The sequence below is a fragment of the Enterobacter cloacae complex sp.6700776 genome, from assembly GCF_048284255.1.
Taxonomy (GTDB): Bacteria; Pseudomonadota; Gammaproteobacteria; order Enterobacterales; family Enterobacteriaceae; genus Enterobacter; species Enterobacter intestinihominis.
This window is the reverse complement of sequence record NZ_JBLVYK010000002.1, coordinates 354,400-371,606: the sequence shown is the minus strand read 5'-3', so window position 1 is coordinate 371,606 and position 17,207 is coordinate 354,400. Positions and strand designations below refer to the sequence as shown.

15 protein-coding genes are annotated in these 17,207 nt (G+C 59.5%); 6 read left to right on the top strand and 9 right to left on the bottom strand.

The features are described 5' to 3' along the window. Positions 1 to 42: 42 nt before the first annotated feature. The 4 genes from ACNQ0T_RS05825 to nudI all read left to right on the top strand — a co-directional run bounded on the left by ACNQ0T_RS05825 (position 43) and on the right by nudI (position 5,374). Positions 43 to 1,446: a TolC family outer membrane protein gene (locus ACNQ0T_RS05825; RefSeq protein WP_063150995.1), complete on the top strand. Its 1,404-nt coding sequence runs from the start codon at positions 43 to 45 to the stop codon at positions 1,444 to 1,446. Beyond that, positions 1,443 to 3,635, top strand: a complete 2,193-nt coding sequence (locus ACNQ0T_RS05820) for a type I secretion system permease/ATPase (protein WP_045308440.1) — start codon at positions 1,443 to 1,445, stop codon at positions 3,633 to 3,635. The genes ACNQ0T_RS05825 and ACNQ0T_RS05820 overlap by 4 nt, the downstream gene beginning before the upstream one ends. Further along, complete coding sequence (locus ACNQ0T_RS05815; protein WP_022649110.1) at positions 3,616 to 4,815, top strand: HlyD family efflux transporter periplasmic adaptor subunit; 1,200 nt, start codon at positions 3,616 to 3,618, stop codon at positions 4,813 to 4,815. Before ACNQ0T_RS05820 ends, ACNQ0T_RS05815 begins: the two co-directional genes overlap by 20 nt. 133 nt (positions 4,816 to 4,948) lie before the next feature. Beyond that, positions 4,949 to 5,374 carry a nucleoside triphosphatase NudI gene (gene nudI / locus ACNQ0T_RS05810; RefSeq protein ID WP_022649111.1) on the top strand — a complete coding sequence of 142 codons (426 nt, stop codon included), beginning with the start codon at positions 4,949 to 4,951 and terminating at the stop codon, positions 5,372 to 5,374. On the opposite strand, the gene ACNQ0T_RS05805 is transcribed toward nudI, so the two are convergent. Then, the gene (locus ACNQ0T_RS05805) at positions 5,346 to 6,077 is read right to left on the bottom strand and encodes a helix-turn-helix domain-containing protein (RefSeq protein WP_032625901.1); all 732 of its coding nucleotides are present in this window, start codon (positions 6,075 to 6,077) and stop codon (positions 5,346 to 5,348) included. The two genes, nudI and ACNQ0T_RS05805, sit on opposite strands and share 29 nt — an antisense overlap. A gap of 95 nt (positions 6,078 to 6,172) precedes the next feature. Here ACNQ0T_RS05805 and ACNQ0T_RS05800 point away from each other — a divergent pair, with 95 nt between their 5' ends. After that, positions 6,173 to 6,592 (top strand): nuclear transport factor 2 family protein, encoded by a 420-nt coding sequence (locus tag ACNQ0T_RS05800; RefSeq protein WP_023298434.1) that lies wholly within the window; start codon positions 6,173 to 6,175, stop codon positions 6,590 to 6,592. Positions 6,593 to 6,646: 54 nt separating this feature from the next. Here ACNQ0T_RS05800 and ACNQ0T_RS05795 read toward each other — a convergent pair whose 3' ends face one another. Further along, the gene (locus ACNQ0T_RS05795; RefSeq protein ID WP_063853162.1) at positions 6,647 to 7,828 is read right to left on the bottom strand and encodes a PLP-dependent aminotransferase family protein; all 1,182 of its coding nucleotides are present in this window, start codon (positions 7,826 to 7,828) and stop codon (positions 6,647 to 6,649) included. A 20-nt stretch (positions 7,829 to 7,848) separates the two neighbouring features. Continuing rightward, positions 7,849 to 8,736, bottom strand: a complete 888-nt coding sequence (locus ACNQ0T_RS05790; protein WP_022649115.1) for a LysR substrate-binding domain-containing protein — start codon at positions 8,734 to 8,736, stop codon at positions 7,849 to 7,851. A 97-nt stretch (positions 8,737 to 8,833) separates the two neighbouring features. Here ACNQ0T_RS05790 and ACNQ0T_RS05785 point away from each other — a divergent pair, with 97 nt between their 5' ends. Continuing rightward, positions 8,834 to 9,436 carry a short chain dehydrogenase gene (locus ACNQ0T_RS05785; RefSeq protein WP_023298436.1) on the top strand — a complete coding sequence of 201 codons (603 nt, stop codon included), beginning with the start codon at positions 8,834 to 8,836 and terminating at the stop codon, positions 9,434 to 9,436. On the opposite strand, the gene ACNQ0T_RS05780 is transcribed toward ACNQ0T_RS05785, so the two are convergent. From ACNQ0T_RS05780 to fdrA, 6 genes are all read right to left on the bottom strand, one after another. Then, a complete protein-coding gene (locus ACNQ0T_RS05780) occupies positions 9,430 to 10,164 on the bottom strand; it encodes a class I SAM-dependent methyltransferase (RefSeq protein ID WP_063146928.1) in 735 nt (244 codons plus the stop codon). The two genes, ACNQ0T_RS05785 and ACNQ0T_RS05780, sit on opposite strands and share 7 nt — an antisense overlap. A 125-nt stretch (positions 10,165 to 10,289) precedes the next feature. Then, a complete protein-coding gene (locus ACNQ0T_RS05775; RefSeq protein WP_417929739.1) occupies positions 10,290 to 11,669 on the bottom strand; it encodes an amidohydrolase family protein in 1,380 nt (459 codons plus the stop codon). 1 nt (position 11,670) lies between these two features. Beyond that, positions 11,671 to 12,627, bottom strand: coding sequence for a carbamate kinase family protein (locus ACNQ0T_RS05770; RefSeq protein WP_126490477.1), 957 nt, complete (start codon positions 12,625 to 12,627; stop codon positions 11,671 to 11,673). Next, complete coding sequence (locus ACNQ0T_RS05765; RefSeq protein ID WP_022649120.1) at positions 12,624 to 14,204, bottom strand: hypothetical protein; 1,581 nt, start codon at positions 14,202 to 14,204, stop codon at positions 12,624 to 12,626. The genes ACNQ0T_RS05770 and ACNQ0T_RS05765 overlap by 4 nt, the downstream gene beginning before the upstream one ends. Positions 14,205 to 14,215: 11 nt before the next feature. Further along, entirely contained in the window at positions 14,216 to 15,631 is a 1,416-nt protein-coding gene (locus tag ACNQ0T_RS05760) for a DUF1116 domain-containing protein (RefSeq protein WP_048965960.1), read from the bottom strand. Next, entirely contained in the window at positions 15,631 to 17,172 is a 1,542-nt protein-coding gene (gene fdrA / locus ACNQ0T_RS05755) for an acyl-CoA synthetase FdrA (protein WP_063147472.1), read from the bottom strand. The genes ACNQ0T_RS05760 and fdrA overlap by 1 nt, the downstream gene beginning before the upstream one ends. Positions 17,173 to 17,207 lie beyond the last annotated feature (35 nt).

Here is a 17,207-nt window from a genome sequence, read left to right as displayed (position 1 = left end):
GGCATAAACAAAAAAGCAGTACTTTTTTATTAGGGACAAGACATGGGAAAGAAGATGCCTTACTGGTGGCTCTCGTGCTGCCTGATATCTGTGCCCGCTATCGCGGCAAACCCTGCGGCGATGATTAATACCGGACAATTAAGCGAAACGCAGGAACTCCCCTCTTTAAATGGCCGCGTGGCGCCCGTAGCCAGCAAAGCCGCCCCCGGCACGCTACAGCTGGATGAAGCCGTAAACCGCGCCGTGACCTGGCATCCGGCCATCAGTGAAGCCGTCGGCAAACTCTATCAGCAGAGCGAAAATGTGGACGTCGCCAAATCGAAATATTATCCGCAAATTAACGCCGGCATGGATAACGGCTATAGCCACGACGGCGACGATAATGGCTTTACCCCCTCGCTGGTGCTTTCTCTTTCGCAAATGCTTTACGACTTCGGCAAAGTCGCAAGCCAGGTGCGCGCCGAAAACGCGGGCGTCGCCCAGCAGCAGGCCAACGTGCTGGTGAGCATCGACACTATCGCCCACGATACCGCCATCGCTATGGTGCAGGTGCAAACCTGGCAGCAGATGGTCGAGACCGCTAAAGAACAGCTGGACGCCCTGACCTCCATCGGCACACTGACGAAGCTGCGTAATGACGAAGGCGCCACGTCGCTCTCTGACGTGGTGCAGACCGATGCCCGTATCGAAGGCGCGCGAGCGCAGCTGATGCAGTATCAGGCCAGCCTCGACAGCTCACGCGCCACGCTGATGAGCATGCTGGGCTGGGACAGCCTGAATGCGGTCAGCAATGAATTTCCGCAAAGTCTGGCCCGCAGCTGCGATATTGCCGAGCCGGACGATCGCCTGGTACCCTCGGTTTTAGCGGCCTGGGCGCAGGCCAACGTCGCGCAGGCCAATCTCGACTATGCCAACGCGCAGATGACCCCTACCGTCTCGCTGGAGCCGGAAGTCCGCCACTATCTTAACGACCGTTACTCAGGCAACGAAACGCGGGACCGCACCCAGTACTCCGCGTGGGTAAAAGTGCAGATGCCGCTCTATCAGGGCGGCGGCCTCACCGCCCGGCGTAATGCCGCCGGACACGCGGTGGAATCGGCCCAGTCCACCATTCAGCGCACCCGTCTTGAGGTGCGGCAAAAACTGCTGGAAGCGCGCAGCCAGGTGATGAGCCTGATGAGCACGCTTCAGATCCAGGGCCGCCAGGAAGCGCTCAGCGCCCGTACCCGCGAGCTGTATCAGCAGCAGTATCTCGATCTTGGTTCCCGCCCGCTGCTCGACGTGCTCAACGCCGAGCAGGAGGTGTATCAGGCGCGCTTTACCCAGCAGCAAACCGCCGGACAGCTCCGCCAGCTTCAGCTGAACTGTCTCTACCAAACCGGGCGCATACGTCAGGCGTTCGATCTTGAAAACCGTACCATCCAGACCGTGGAGATCCAGCCATGAAGCAACGCGATATTCCGCAGGGTGAAAACATGACGGATGAGGCGCTGGAGCAGTGGGCGCAGGCGTTTGGCTATGTGGCGACGCGCTATCGCGTTGCCTGCTCGCCAGGCTCGCTGATCGCGGGCGCGCCGTGGCTGAAAGGCAAACCGATGGTGCCCGCGCTGACGCAGCTCGCCCGTGAAGCCGGGCTGACGTTCCAGCTGCTGACGGCCGATCAGCACGCCATCAACAGCTGGCGTCTGCCGGTGGTGGTAGAGCTGAACGACGGTAAAATCGGCGTGATCGATAATTTCGACGGCGAGGATACGCTTGAGGTCAGCTTTTTCGACGACAGCACGCACACCAACCGCCTGTCGATGAGCGCGATGCTGCCTGCCATCCGCCACGTCATCGCCCTGCGTCCGCTGGCGGCGCTGAAGGACAGCCGCGTGGACGCCTATATCTCAAAATACCGCCCGGACTGGCTCTACCGGCTGGTGATGCGCGACCTTCGCCCTTACAGCTGGGTGATGCTGGCGGCGCTGTTTATCAACGTGCTCTCCCTCTCCGGCATTGTCTTTTCCATGCAGGTGTATGACCGGGTGATCCCCGCCCAGTCCTACCCGACGCTCTACGTACTGACCATTGGGGTACTGATCGCCACGCTGTTTGGTTTTGTGCTGCGCGTGGCGCGCGGGCACATTATGGATCTGCTGGGCAAACGCTCGGATATGCGCGTCTCGGATCGGGTCTTCGGCCACGCGCTGCGGCTACGCCACAGCGCCATTCCGCGCTCCACCGGCAGCTTTATCTCCCAGTTGCGCGAGCTGGAGCAGATCCGCGAGATGGTCACCTCCTCCACCATTTCCACCATCGTCGATCTGCCGTTCTTTATCCTGTTTGTGATTGTGCTGGCGATCATCGCCCCGCAGCTGGCGTGGATCGCCCCGGTGGCGGCGGTGATTATGGTCCTGCCTGGCCTGCTGCTGCAAAAGAAGCTGGCGGAGCTGGCGAAGCAGTCGGCGCATGAATCTACCCTGCGCAACGCGGTGCTGGTGGAGAGCGTGCAGGGGCTGGAGGACATCAAGCTGATGCAGGCGGAGAACCGCTTTTTGCAGCAGTGGAACAGCTATATCCAGATCACCGCCGAATCCGGCCTGCGCACCCGCGAACTGACGCAGAACCTGATCAGCTGGGGGATGACCATTCAGAGCCTGGTCTATGCCGGGGTGATCGTGGTGGGCGCACCGATGGTGATCGACGGCACCTTAACCACCGGTTCGGTGGTGGCCGCCTCGATGCTCGCCTCACGGATGATCGCCCCGATGGCGACGCTGTGCGGCGTGCTGGCCCGCTGGCAGCAGGTGAAGGCGGCCAAAGAGGGGCTGGACAGCATTATGCAGCTGCCGACCGAGAACCAGCGCGAAGAGACGCCGATCCGCCAGGACGTGCTGCGCGGCCACTATCTTTTCGAGCAGGCGCAGTTCCGCTATCACCCGGAAGATCCCCGCATGGCGCTGCGCATTAACCGCCTGGAGATCAAAGCGGGCGAAAAAGTGGCGATCCTCGGGCGCAACGGCGCGGGTAAATCAACCCTGTTGCAGGCGATGGCGGGCGGGATGGATCTGGCGGGCGGTGAACTGCGGCTCGACAACCTCAGCCTGCCGCATCTGGACGTGGCTGACGTGCGGAGAAACGTCGGCTTTATGACCCAAAACGCCCGGCTGTTTTACGGCACCCTGCGCGAGAACATCACGCTCGGCATGCCGCGCGCCACCGATGAAGAGATCTTCGAGGTGCTGGAGATGTGCGGCGCGGCCAGCTTTGTGCAGAAGCTGCCAAAGGGGCTGGATTACCCGATTATGGAGAACGGCGTCGGGCTGTCCGGCGGGCAGCGGCAGTCTATTCTGCTGGCGCGGATGCTGCTGCGCGACCCGAATATCGTGCTGATGGATGAACCGACCGCCTCCCTTGATGAACATACCGAGCGGGAATTTATTCAACGTCTCGGGGCGTGGCTCGGCAACCGCACGCTGGTTGTCGCGACCCACCGTGTGCCGGTACTGGAGCTGGTGGAGCGCGTGGTGGTACTCAAAGATGGCATGCTGGTGATGGACGCGCCAAAAGCGCAGGCGCTGAACAACAGCCGTATGCAGCAACAGCAGCAGGCAACCGGACGGGAGTGGAATAATGAAAATCAATCAGCGTGACGTTGCCGCAGTAGAAGATCTGGATAACGCGCTCGACTCCGAAAGCGGTTATACCGGTGCCCGGCGCATCGTTTTCTTCTCCCTGCTGATGTTTGTGGTGCTCGGCGTCTGGGCGTGGTTCGGGGTGCTGGATGAAGTCTCAACCGGCACCGGAAAAGTGATCCCCAGTTCACGCGAGCAGGTATTGCAGTCGCTGGATGGGGGGATCCTCACTGAGCTGAACGTACACGAAGGGGATCAGGTGCAGGCCGGACAGGTGCTGGCGCGGCTGGATCCTACCCGCTCGGAATCTAACGTCGGCGAAAGCGCGGCGCGTTACCGCGCGTCGCTGGCCTCCAGCGTGCGCCTGTACGCCGAGGTGAACGATCTCCCGCTGAAATTCCCGCCTTCCCTGGCGAAATGGACCGACCTGACCGCCGCAGAAACGCGGCTTTACAACTCTCGCCGCGCCCAGCTGGAGGATACGCAGCGTGAACTTCGCTCCGCGTTAGCGCTCGCCAATAAAGAACTGGCGATCACTCAACGGCTGGTGAAAACCGGTGCCGCCAGCCACGTGGAAGTGCTGCGCCTGCAACGGCAGAAAAGCGACCTGGAGCTGAAGCTCACCGACGTACGTTCCCAGTATTACGTGCAGGCCCGTGAAGCGCTGTCGAAGGCCAACGCCGAGGTGGATATGGTGTCAGCGATCCTGAAAGGCCGCGAGGATTCCGTTACCCGCCTGACGGTTAAGTCGCCGGTGCGCGGGATCGTGAAAAACATCAAGGTGACCACCATCGGCGGCGTCATACCGCCCAACGGCGAGTTAATGGAGATTGTGCCGGTGGACGATCACCTGCTGATTGAAACCCGCCTCTCGCCCCGGGATATCGCCTTTATCCATCCTAATCAGGAGGCGCTGGTGAAAATCACCGCCTACGATTACGCGATTTACGGCGGGCTGCACGGAGTGGTGGAGACCATTTCGCCGGACACCATTCAGGACGAAGCGAAGCCGGAGGTGTTCTACTACCGTGTATTCATTCGCACCAGCCAGGATTATCTGGTGAACAAGGCGGGCAGGCACTTTTCGATTGTGCCGGGGATGATTGCGACGGTGGATATTAAGACCGGGGAGAAAACGGTGCTGGATTATCTGATTAAGCCGTTTAACCGGGCGAAGGAGGCGCTGAGGGAGCGGTAGTCAAACGCCGGGTGGCGGCTTCGCCTTACCCGGCCTACACCGCTGTTCCGAGTGATGAGGATCCAACACACCTAACATGATCTCCATCACCAATCTGCTATAGTAGCCCAAATTCATTTTTCAGGAAGAAATCATGCGCCAACGAACCATTGTCTGCCCCATCATCCAGAATGACGGAGCCTACCTGCTATGTAAAATGGCCGACGATCGCGGTGTATTCCCCGGTCAGTGGGCACTCTGCGGTGGTGGAATGGAACCAGGCGAAACCATGGAACAGGCGCTGCGCCGTGAAGTCCGTGAGGAGCTGGGCGACGCGCTGGACATTATCGACGTCAAGCCCTGGGCTTTTCGCGATGACATCAGGGTCAAAACTTACGCCGATGGTACCACCGAGGAAATTTATATGATTTATCTGATCTTCGACTGCATCAGCGCCAATCGGGATGTTACGTTTAACGACGAGTTTCAGGAGATCGCCTGGGTTTATCCGGAATCGTTAAGAGAGCTGGATCTCAACGAGGCCACGCGCATTACCTTTGCGCAAAAGGGCCTTCTTTAATCGCCCACTGCCCCGGCGTTTTACCGGTCCACGTTCTGAAAACTTCAATAAATGCGCTGACGCTGCTGTATCCGCACGAGAGCGCAATCCACCCCACCGGCTTCCCCGCCGCCAGCCACTCCATCGCCTGCATGACGCGCGCCAGCTGGCGCCAGTTGACGAAGTTCATCCCCGTCTCCGCGCTAAACCGCCGGTTGAATGTACGTACGCTCATCCCGGCACGGCTGGCATGGCTTTCCACCGTCTGATTATCATCGACGGATTGCAGCAGTTTCCTGACCACATTTTTCAGCCGGGGATCGGTCGGTACGGGCAGATAAAAGCGGACCTGAGACGCCAGAGCCAACTCCTCCAGCAGCAGGATGAGCTTTCGGGGATCGTATTCACTCCCGGCAACGCTTAAACGGGAAAACAGTGCATCGGTAAAATCGTCAGACTCGAAAAGCGTGGCCTCTTCCGGAAGCCCTTCACAATGGGCAGGGTCAAGATAGACAGCGCAACCTTCAATCGCACTTTCCGAAAAGGCAGCGTGCTGCTGACCAGGCGGGATCCAGCCGATATGTTTTGCGGGTACCACCGAACGCCCCAGCGGCGTCTCAATCACCAGCAGCCCCGCAGCAATGCGCCAGAGCTGGCCGGCATGATGGCTGTGCCACGGGGTGTGATAGCCGCCGGGATGAACAAGCCTCTCAGTTGTCAGCATGAATTTGACCGAAAATCGTTATTCTTCGACTTATTACAGAAACTACGCCTTATGCTGTCAAGGATGATAGCGGCTCAACATCACGAGGAGCTAACATGACCATCATTACATCCCTGATAAACCAGCCCGACAACACCGCGCAGCGCGAGCAAATGGCCTGTCTGTTAACCCGCTTATTCAATGGCAATGTAGATCCGGCAGAGGTGTTTACGCCCGATTACCAGCAGGTTACGGACGGTCACATGCTTGATTATCAGGGATTTATGAAACACCTGAACCATGTGCGTGCGCAGATCCGCGAGATTACGTTTACCGTGGAAGCGTTATGTTGCCATAACGAATGTGTGGCAGACCGGCACAGAGTGGCCGTGACATATCCGGATGGTCGCCAGGCAGAATTAGAGGTGTATATGTTTGCCACGCTGCGCGAGGGGAAAATTTGTCGGATCCATGAAGTCACACAGGCGCCAGACGGCGATGCATTTGACCGCACCCTCGCCCACGCCACGCAATAACCTTACCCTACACGGGAACAGCGCATAACGGCATCTGCCATTATGCGCATCCGCCTACAGGGAAATTTTCAGACGTCGAACCGCTTCTTTAAGCTGCTCATCCGTTGGGGTAACGAAAGACATGCGCAGCGTGGTGTGGTCCGGCTCGTTGCAGTAGAAGAACTCACCCGGCACAAACACGACGCCGTTGCTCAACGTTTTTTCCAGCCATTTCGTCGTATTGATGCCGTTATTCATTTTCGCCCACAGGAACATGCCGCCCTTTGGCTTGTGGAACGACATCACATTGCCCAGCTCCGCTTCCAGTTCACTGGCAAAGGTCTGGTATTTCTGGCGATAGGCTTCGCGGATCATTTTAATCTGATTCGCCAGACGACCGGTTTTCAGATATTCGTACGTCATCAGCTGCGACAGCGTGCTGGTGTGCAGATCGGTGGTTTGCTTGAGGTTCACCACCGCACGCTTCAGCCACTCCGGCACCAGCACCCAGCCCACGCGGGTGCCCGGCGCGAGGATTTTAGAGAAGGTGGAGGTGTACACCACGTTATCCTCATTGCCGATATCTTTGGCATGAGCAATCAGCGGGCGGAACGCTTCCTCGGTATAGTTGATTTCGCTGTACGGATCGTCTTCGATAATCACGAAGTCATAGCGCTTCGATAATTCCACCAGCTGTTTACGACGCGCCTCGGAGAGCGTCACGCCGCCCGGGTTACCAAAGGTTGGCACGATATAAACCGCTTTGATGGTTTTGGTTGCCACCAGCGCTTCAAGTTCATCTACTTTCATGCCGTCGCCGTCGGTGCCGACGGATTCAAAATTCGCCTGTGCCAGGCCAAAGACCTGCAACGCGGCGAGGTAGGTCGGACGCTCAACGACGACCGTATCGCCCGGGTTAATTAACGCACGTGCCAGCACGTCAAGCGACTGTTGAGAGCCGGATGTAATGACCACGTCATCGGCTTTACAGGCGATGCCGCGACCTTCACAGATGCGTTGGATCTCTTCGCGTAGCCCCGGGACGCCTTCCGTCAGGCCGTACTGGAACGCTTCGCCAAAATGCTGAGACAGCACGGCATCAGCGGCAATTTTTAAACCTTCATGATCGAACAGATCCGGGTTTGGAATACCGCCCCCCAGCGAAATCACGCCTGCCATTTTGCTATGTTTTAATAATTCACGGATGGCAGAGGATTGCAGGCCCTGCGCGCTGCTGGCGAGTTTGTTTGCAGACATTCTTTACTTACCTTCTTTTTTTATATTGTGCCCAATCTTAGCAGAATATGGGCAATAAATTCCGTTAGCTTAGGCAGCGGACGCAAATCCTGGCGCCACAATAAATGCACCGGCCTCGGCGCGGGCGTAAACGCTTCCAGAACCCGAACCAGCCTGCCGTTTGCCAGCTCTTCAGCCACCAGCACTTCCGGTTGCAGCAATAGTCCTGCCCCGGCTCGCGCCGCCATGCGTAAGCCGTAGCCGTCATTGCATCGTAAGACGGCATCACGCTTCCAGCGCACCTCGCCTTCCACACCGGGCAGCCGCCACTCGTTACGCGCCGTCCATACCGTGTGCGACAGACACAGGTGATCCACCAGATCGGCTGGCGTTTGCGGCGTACCGTGACGCGCCAGATATTCCGGCGCGGCGCAGATCGTCATGTTGTAGGGACAGAGATATTTCGCCACCAGATCCTCATTTCGGATCTCCCCGATGCGAATGGCCAGATCGACCCCTTCCTCCACCAGATCCACCATTCGGTTGGTGAGATCCAGTTCGATGCGCACTTGCGGGTAGCGCTGTAAAAACGTGGCCGTCAGAGGCGCGATAACGCAGCCGCCAAACGAGGTGGGTGCCGTCACGCGCAGGGTGCCGGCGGGCGTGGCTCGCAGACGTTCAACTGCGTTTTCAGCAATGGAGACCTGCTCCAGCACGCGCCTGGCCTCTTCGAAATAAACGCGTCCGGCGTCGGTCAGGCTCTGGCGTCGGGTGTTGCGTTCCAGTAGCCGCGTGCCGAGCTGCGATTCCAGCAGCGCAATATACTTCCCGACCATCACCGCCGACATCTCCAGCCGGGCCGCCGCGCCGGTGAAGCTGCCGCTTTCCACCACCGCGATGAACGTCTCCATCCCGCGAAGCTTATCCATATTCCAAACCTCTGGTTAGTAATCTTCTAACGTTAGCCCAGTTTATCTGAGTTTTTATTTATTAAAGAATGAAGACTCACAACATAAGGAGTCTGCTATGAAAATCGTCATTATTGGTGCCAGCGGTACGGTCGGTCGTGCAGTCACAGAAGAGTTAAGCCAACGCCACGAGACGATCCGCGTGGGTCGCACGCAGGGCGAGCATCAGGTGGATATCACCTCGCAGGCGAGCGTACAGGCGCTGTTCGAAAAGATCGGCCCGGTGGATGCGATTGTCTCCGCCAGCGGTGGGGTACACTTCGGCCCGCTCGCAACCATGACCGACGGCGAGTTCAACCGGGGCTTGCAGGATAAGCTACTGGGGCAGGTTCGTCTGGCGCTGACCGGCCAGCACTTCCTGAACGAAGGCGGCTCGATCACGCTGATAAGCGGGATTGTGGCGCACGAACCGATTGCTCAGGGCGTCAATGCCACCACCGTAAACGCGGCGCTGGAAGGGTTTGTGCGCGCCGCGGCCTGTGAACTGCCGCGCGGGATCCGCATTAACCTGATCAGCCCGACGGTGCTGACGGAATCCGTCGAAGCATATGATGGCTTCTTCCCGGGCTTTGAAAGCGTTCCCGCTGCGACCGTTGCGCAGGCCTACCGCCGCAGCGTGGAAGGGGTGCAGAGCGGGCGGGTATATAAAGTGGGTTACTGAGCCTTACGGGCGGCGATCAGCACCAGCATCGGGCGTTCCGCCTCTTCGGCCAGCGCGGGCCAGGCGTCAACCTGCGCCTGCGTTGGTCCCCACTCATTGACTTCACTTATCGTCAATCCGACCTTGATCAGCGCGTTAAGCGTGGTACCCAGCGTGCGGTGGTATTTGATTACCCCCTCTGCCAGCCAGTTGCTGACGCGCTTGCCTTCGTCCTGATAATGGTTCACGCCCCAGAACCGCTCACCGTTGTCGTCGGTGAGCCAGCCCTGACGGGTGGCGCAGGTATAAATCGGGTGCTCCATCGAGAAAACCAGGCTGCCGCCGGGTTTAAGCGCACGCTGCACCCTGGCGAATAACGCATCCAGTTCCGGCAGATAGTGCAGCGCCAGCGAGCTGTAGACCAGATCGAGACTGTTTTCGCGAAGCTGAAGAGATTCCAGATCGCTACGCTGATAGTGGATCTGCGTGTCATCCGTCAGTTCTGCCGCGCGGGCGAGCATCTTTTCAGAGATATCGACGCCCGTGACGTCACAAGCGCCCAGCTCGCGCGCCACGCGGCAGAACCAGCCGTAGCCGCACCCAAGATCGATAACCGATGTGCCGGTTAAATCCGGCAGCATCGCCTTAAGCGCAGGCCACTCCGGCGCGCCGTCCAGCCCCTGAACCGAGCGCGGAAGCTGGGCGTAGCCTTCGAAAAACGCCGGATTGTCGTAGATGTTTTGTGCCATGGCAGATCCCTCTTTAAGAATGTGCATAGCAGTATACTGCATTGTCGGGTGGCGGCTTCGCCTTACCCGACCTACAAAATCTCCGAACCGTAGGCCGGGTAAGCGCAGCGCCACCCGGCACCACATTAGCCCACAGAGCCCCAGACCAGATTCCCCTTATGGAACGTCGCGGTACGCGGAGAGATACGCGCCACGGCCTCGGCGGAACAGGAGGCATCCACCAGCACGAAGCTGGCGTCGTCCTGCGCTTTAGGCCACACGCGCTCACCTTTGTCGTTCAGCGGCAGCACGTCGCCGGTGGCGATGCCCAGCGCCCGCGAAAGCGTCTGTTCGTTCGGGCGAATATAGAGCTGGGCGTAGAGGTTGGCTTTCTCCAGCATGTCCCCCAGACCGTACGGGGACCAGTGGTCAATCACGCTGTCGGTACCGGTCATGACAAACACGCCTTTATCACGCAGCTGCTTCAGCGGCATGTGCAGGGTGCCAATCGGCACGGTGGAGGCGATGGTCACCTGCTGCGCCGCCATGCGGGTGGCGATCTCATCCACCTGCTGTTCGTTAAGCGTCGCCAGCGCGAAGGCGTGGCTGATGGTCAGCTTCCCCTTCAGCTCCGGCGTTTTCTCCACGGTTTCTACCATGTAGTTCACCGCCGCCACGCCCGCCGGGCTGGTTTCGTGCAGGTGAATATCCACCCCTTTGTTGTAATCCAGCGCAATCTGGAACATGGTGTCGAGGGATTTCTCCATCGCGCCGTCGACGCTGGTTGGGTCCAGCCCGCCCACGTAGTGCGCTCCGGCCTGCATCGCCTCGCGCATCAGCTTTTCAGAGTTGGAGAGCAGCAGACCGTGCTGCGGGAAGGCAACGATTTCACAGTCAAAACCTGGGCTTCGGCGCGCCAGTACCGCCTGCAAATTTTCCAGGTTTTTCAGGCCGGAAACCGGCTCTATGTTGCAGTGGCTGCGGGCGATGGTGGACCCTTTGGACTGGATCAGGTCGATCAGCTTTTCGGCGCGTTCTTGCGTGTAAGGCTGTAATTCCGGCAGCAGCTTCTGCTCCAGGCGGATCATGTCCTGAATGGTGGTACCCGCCGGACGGTTCAGGGAGCGCCACGGGCCGCCATAGAAGGTTTTGTCCAGATGGATGTGCATGTCGCGCATCGCCGGGAGCATCAGCTTTTTGCCCGCGTCGAAGTGCGGCAGGGCCGCATCGGCGTGGCTGTTGTTATCGCGCAGGGCGACGATTTTCCCGTCTTTGATCTCAAGCGTTTTCAGCTCGGTGCGGGTACTTGTCGCCACGCTGCCGTCGAAGTTAAACCCGGCTTCCAGCAGCACGTTGTCGAGATAGTAATGTTTTGCGGTGATGTTCATCGGTTTACCCGTCACGCAGGTTGCCTTAGCAGAATCGGCAGCATACGCGACGGAACCCGTGGCGCCAAAAAGCGCGCAGGCGGTAACCATTTTACCGCTCTGGCTAATAAACTCGCGGCGGCTTTTATTCTCACTCATCTTATCTTCCTTCGTTAACAATGTGGGTACCCGTTTCACCGCGCAGCGCTGCGGGCAGGCAGTCCGGCGAGGTGATGATCACGCGCCTGCCGCCATGCCGTAAAAATTCCAGCGAAGCGACGATTTTTGGCAACATGCTGCCCGCCGGGAAGTGGCCTTCATCCCTGTAGCGCGTCATCTGCGCCACGTTGACGGTATCCAGCGCCTGCTGGTTCGGCTTGCCGAAGTTCACGCACACTTTCTCCACGCCGGTGGTGATCACCAGCACGTCGGCGCCGATCTCGCGCGCCAGCAGCGCGGTGGAGAGATCTTTATCTATCACCGCGTCCACGCTCTGATAATCGCCCTGGTCACTGCGCACCACAGGAATGCCTCCGCCGCCTGCGCCGATCACCACAAATCCTTTCTGCGTCAGCGCCTTGATGGCATCCGCCTCGACAATGCGCCGCGGCTGCGGTGAAGCTACCACGCGGCGATAGCCCCGGCCTGAATCCTCGACAAAATGCCAGTCCGGATGCGCAAATTGCAGATCGTCGCGCTGCGCCTCGCTGAAGAACGCGCCGATGGGTTTCGTCGGGTGCATAAAACCGGGATCATTTTTATCCACCTCCACCTGGGTGACGACCGTAACCGCTTTTTGTTCCCCACGCGCCGCCAGGCGGTTGTTGAGCGCCTGCTGGATCAGGTAGCCGATCCCACCCTGGGTATCCGCCACGCAGTTTGCCAGCGGGGTCAGCGGCAGCCCTTCCCGCTCGTGGGCGATCTCGGCGCGGCGCAGATCCAGCCCCACCTGAGGGCCGTTGCCGTGGGTGAGCACGATGTCATAGTCCGAGGCCAGCATTTCGAGCACCGACTCAGCCACCGCTTTGACCGCCTGCGCCTGATGCTCAATCGACTGGCTGGCGTTGTCTTTGATAATGCTGTTGCCGCCGATGGCAACGACCATAAGCTCTTTCATTTTGTTTCCTTTAGAAGGTGCGTTCTGGCGCCCTCACCCTGGCCCTCTCCCACTGGGAGAGGGGGATTAACAGAGATATCCAGCACATGCTTCACCACAAACATCCCGCCCATCATCAGGTAGGCCGTAACGAACATCAGGGAACTGCCCTCGGCAAAGCCCACCACCGGCGCGTGGATCACGCCAAACAGCGCCAGCAGCGCGCCTCCTGCGGCGGCGACGGCCCCCCGTAGCGGTTTGTTGATGATGGCGAAGATGGCGATACAGCCCCAGAGCATGCTGGCGAGCGGCGCGCCGTTGCCGAGATGCATCAGGCCTTCGTAGTAGATCCCCTTGCTGTGCAGCACGTCGGTGCCAATTTTCGCCGCGCTGGTCCCCGCCGCGCTCATCACGCTGTTCATCATGGTCAGCGCCCAGTTGGCAATCCACGGGAACAGGCAGATGAAGATGACGGGCACCTCCACTTTCGGGGTTTCCCTCACCACCTGGTTGGCGGTGACGACGCCGATAAACACCAGAATCGGCACGATGGCGGTCATCGGGATGATGGCGAGCATAAAGGCCCCCAGCCCGAACAGCGGCACGATGAACATGGTCACGCCGGACGCCAGGGTGTAGCCGATGCTGGCGCCCATCGCTTTCCAGCCTGGATGGCCGACGTAGACCGTGACCGGGAACGGATTGCCCATCAGGCAGCCGAGCATGGAGGCCAGACCGTTCGCCAGCATTACCTTGCGGGTCGGGTATTCATCCCCCGCCGCATGGGCGCTTTCGATGTTCTCCAGGTCAAAGATGTAGTTCGCCAGCCCCAGCGGTACGGCGGACGCCAGATACGGCAGCGCATGCGGCAACCCCTGCATAAAGCTGTCCACATGCACTTCCGGCGGGTTAAAGCCGAAGGATGACATGGACGCTTTAATGGCATCCGGGCTTTGCAGTCCGGAGATCCACGCAAGCAGAGTACCGGCAATCAACAGCAGCAGGCCGGTCGGGATGCGGGCGAAAATCGGCTTTTTACCGAACCAGTTAATGAAGATCAGCAGCAGGACGATAAACGACACGGTCGGCGCTTCGAACGCCTGCAACATCGGGTTCATCGCCAGCAGGAGCAAGCCAAGACCGGACAGGCACGACAGCAGCACGGTACGCGGGATCATCTTACGGATGGTTTCCCCCAGGAAGGAACCGCCCGCGAGGATCATCGCTTCCACAAAGCACCACACCAGGCCAATCTGAATCGCGAAATCCGCATCGCCGGTTTGCTGGTAAACCGGCATTAAGACCAGGAAGGTCACGGTAAAAATCGACGGCGCGCTCGGGCCGGACGGCAGCGCGGTGACGTCCGTTCGTCCGGTGGCGCGCGCCATTTGCAGGCCAAACCACGTATAGCAAAGACTCGCCACCAGCACCGCCAGCCCGAAGGCTGGCGCGATGCGTCCATAAACAATCTCCTTCGGGATGCCGACGACAAAAATGAGCAACCCCATCATGGTCAGCAAATTGGTCAGGTTGTTGGTCATCAACCCGAAATAAGCTGCCCAGTCACCTCTTTTCCACTCCAGTTTCATGTTTTTCATGGATGCATACCTTATAGAACGTAGCGATCGCGGAAGGTTAACAGCGCCTTTTCAAAACAGCTAAACGGCGGGTGAACGATGCCCGCCCCAATCATGCCGATACCGGCGTCCTTATGGGCAATGGCGGTATTAATGACCGGCAGAATGCCGCTGCCCGCGACCTTCGTGATGTCGATGGCGGACGGGATGCCCATAAACGACAGCAGCGGAATGGTGACGTTCGGGTTTTCGCCGAGAGTGATTTCGCGCATCTGGCGGGAGAAATCGATGGCTTCCTCCACCGTGCCGCCCACCAGCGCCACGATTGCCGGGGCTGTCGCCATCGCAAAGCCGCCGATGCCGTAGGTTTCGGTGATGGCGCTGTCGCCGATATCCAGCCCGGAGTCTTCCGGCTTATAGCCCGCGAACATCGGGCCGATCACCTGCTGCGCCGGGCCGGTGAACCACTGCCCCGGCAGGCCGGAGACGCGCAGGCCGAACTCGTAGCCGTTGCGCGCCATGGTGGTGACGACGGTGCTGTACTCAATGCCGTGGGCGGCATCCAGCGCGGCCTTACACATTGCCATCCACGTCGGACCGGAGAAGTAGTCGCTGCTGGCGACAAACTCGAACACTTCACGCTGCTGCGTCACCGGATAGCCCGCCTGGATCAGCCCCGGCGTCAGCGCCTGGATAAGCAGCGTGGTGCCCGCGTTGTTGCGGTTGTGGCACTCGTCGCCCATGTGCAGCGCCTGGGCCAGCATCAGGCGCAGGTCGATTTCGCCGATAATCTTCATCGCGTCGCGCAGCATTGGGCCGAGCACGTCGCGCATCCAGTTCAGGCGGTCGATCACGCTCTGATCGTTGGCCCCCATGCGCAGGATCTTCGCCATCTGCTCGCTGAGGTTGGTGAAGGCGCGGTTGCCGTAGGTTTTGTTCTCAACGATGTGCATAAACATCGACGCGGAGGTGACGCCCGCCATAGAGCCCACACAGTCGTGCTCGTGGCACGGCGAGAAGGTGATCTTCCCTGAAGCCGCCAGCCTTGCGGCGTCCTCCAGATCCGTCGCCAGCCCTTCAAACACCAGCGCGCCGGTAACCGCGCCCTTCATCGCCCCGCACATGTTTTCCCAGGTAACAGGCGGACCGGCATGCAGAATGGTGGTGCGGGTCATGCCCGGCACCACGTTGATGGCCTGGTCATAGCCCACCAGCACCGGATGGGACTGAATAATGCGCTCAAGGGCAATGTTGTTCGCGGCGGCAATTTTCTCCGCCAGCGGTTTTTCCGCCAGCCGGTCCAGCGCGTCCACCACCTGCATATTGCCCTGCCCCGGCGGCGTCCAGTCGAGCTGGGTCACGGGAACGTGCTGTTTTTTGAGGTCGTCGCTGAACATCGCAATCCCGACGTTAATCACGTTCAGCGGCTGGTTGAATAAGGTCGTCATTATGCTCTCTCCCCTTTGCAGACAAATTCGCGTGCCAGTAATCCGGTATTGGTGCTGCTGCTGGCCCAGATGACGCCTGCGTCGGTCAGCAGCTGGCACTGCTGGGCCAGCGACTGCGGATCCTGATCGGTGCCGAGCACGTAGCCGAGAATTTCCAGCGGACGGTTGTCGGCTTTCGCGATTGCCTGTGCCTCTTTGATCGCCTCGATCATCACCCCCACCGGATCCTCGTGTGCGCCAAAGCCAAGCACGAAGTCCATCACGATGACGCCCACCTGCGGATCGCGCGCCTCCTGTAGCAGGCGGCTGATGCGGTTGGTCGGGTCGATCATCGGGTGTGGTTTGCCGTTGGTGAAATCGTCGTCACCGAAATCAAGGAAGGTGTGGGCCTGGCTGACGCTGATGTCCTTCAGACGCCTGGCCGGATCCGGCTGGATGTTGCTGTAAACATCGTCAAACTTCTCCAGCGCGGCAAACATCGCTTCGTCGCACAGGGTGCCGCCGCAGAACAGGCCGCGAATGTACTTCTGCCGCGGCGTCAGGCGGGCGCGCACCTCTTCGATCAGCGGCCAATTGAGCGGATGTAAATTCAGAGAGTCTTTTTTAATGCCGGTAAGCAGCACCGCTTTCAGGGCCGCCTCTTTGGTGCCACGAGCAAACTGCAAGCCGTCTTCATCGGCTGGCGGTTCGTTGCGGCCCAGGAAGCACACAACCACAGGCTTGCGGCAGGCGCGTGCCCGGGCCAGCACCTTCTCTGCCACCACGGGTGCAGGCGGTTTGGAGATGAGCGCTATCACCCGGGTCGCGTCGTCCGCCTCCAGCATGTCGATGGCGTCGAGCATCATCAGGCCGCCAATCTTCTCGCTGAGATCGCGCCCGCCGGTGCCGATCAGCTGCGACACGCCGCCGCCGAACTCGTGAATGCGCACGCTCAGCTCCTGGCTACCGGTGCCGGAGGCGCCAACGATGCCAATTGGCCCGCGACGTACCGCGTTGGCAAAGCACAGCCCCGCGCCGTTGATAATGGCGGTGCCGCAGTCCGGCCCCATCATTAGCAATCCTTTGTCATGCGCCAGCTGCTTCAGCGCCAGCTCGTCGTCGAGCGACACATTATCGGAAAACAGCATCACGTTGAGATCGTTTTCCAGCGCCTGGCGCGCTTCGCGGGCGGCGAAGGTGCCGTTGACGGATATCACCGCAAGGTTGCTGTCCGGACGATGGGTTTTGGCGCTGGCAATCGTCGCGTAGCGTGCTTCATGGGAGCCAGCGCTCTCTTTACGCGTGAATAACGCTTCAATGGCGGCAAGGGTTTCCTCATTCGCCGCGTCGCCTTTAATAACGATCATCAGGTCGCCGTTTTTCGCGTCCGCTAATTCCGGCGTTAATAGCCCGAGGTTTTTTAATACCCCTTTGTTCATTTCCGTCGCCATCGCCACAAACGCCTGCTCGATGCCCGGCAATTTATTGGCTTTGGTGGAAACCGACATTAAGGAAACCGAATCGAAATACGTATTCTTTTTTATGACGATTTTGGTTGGCATTATTTTCACCTGTTTAAGATAAAAGGGGGCCGCCG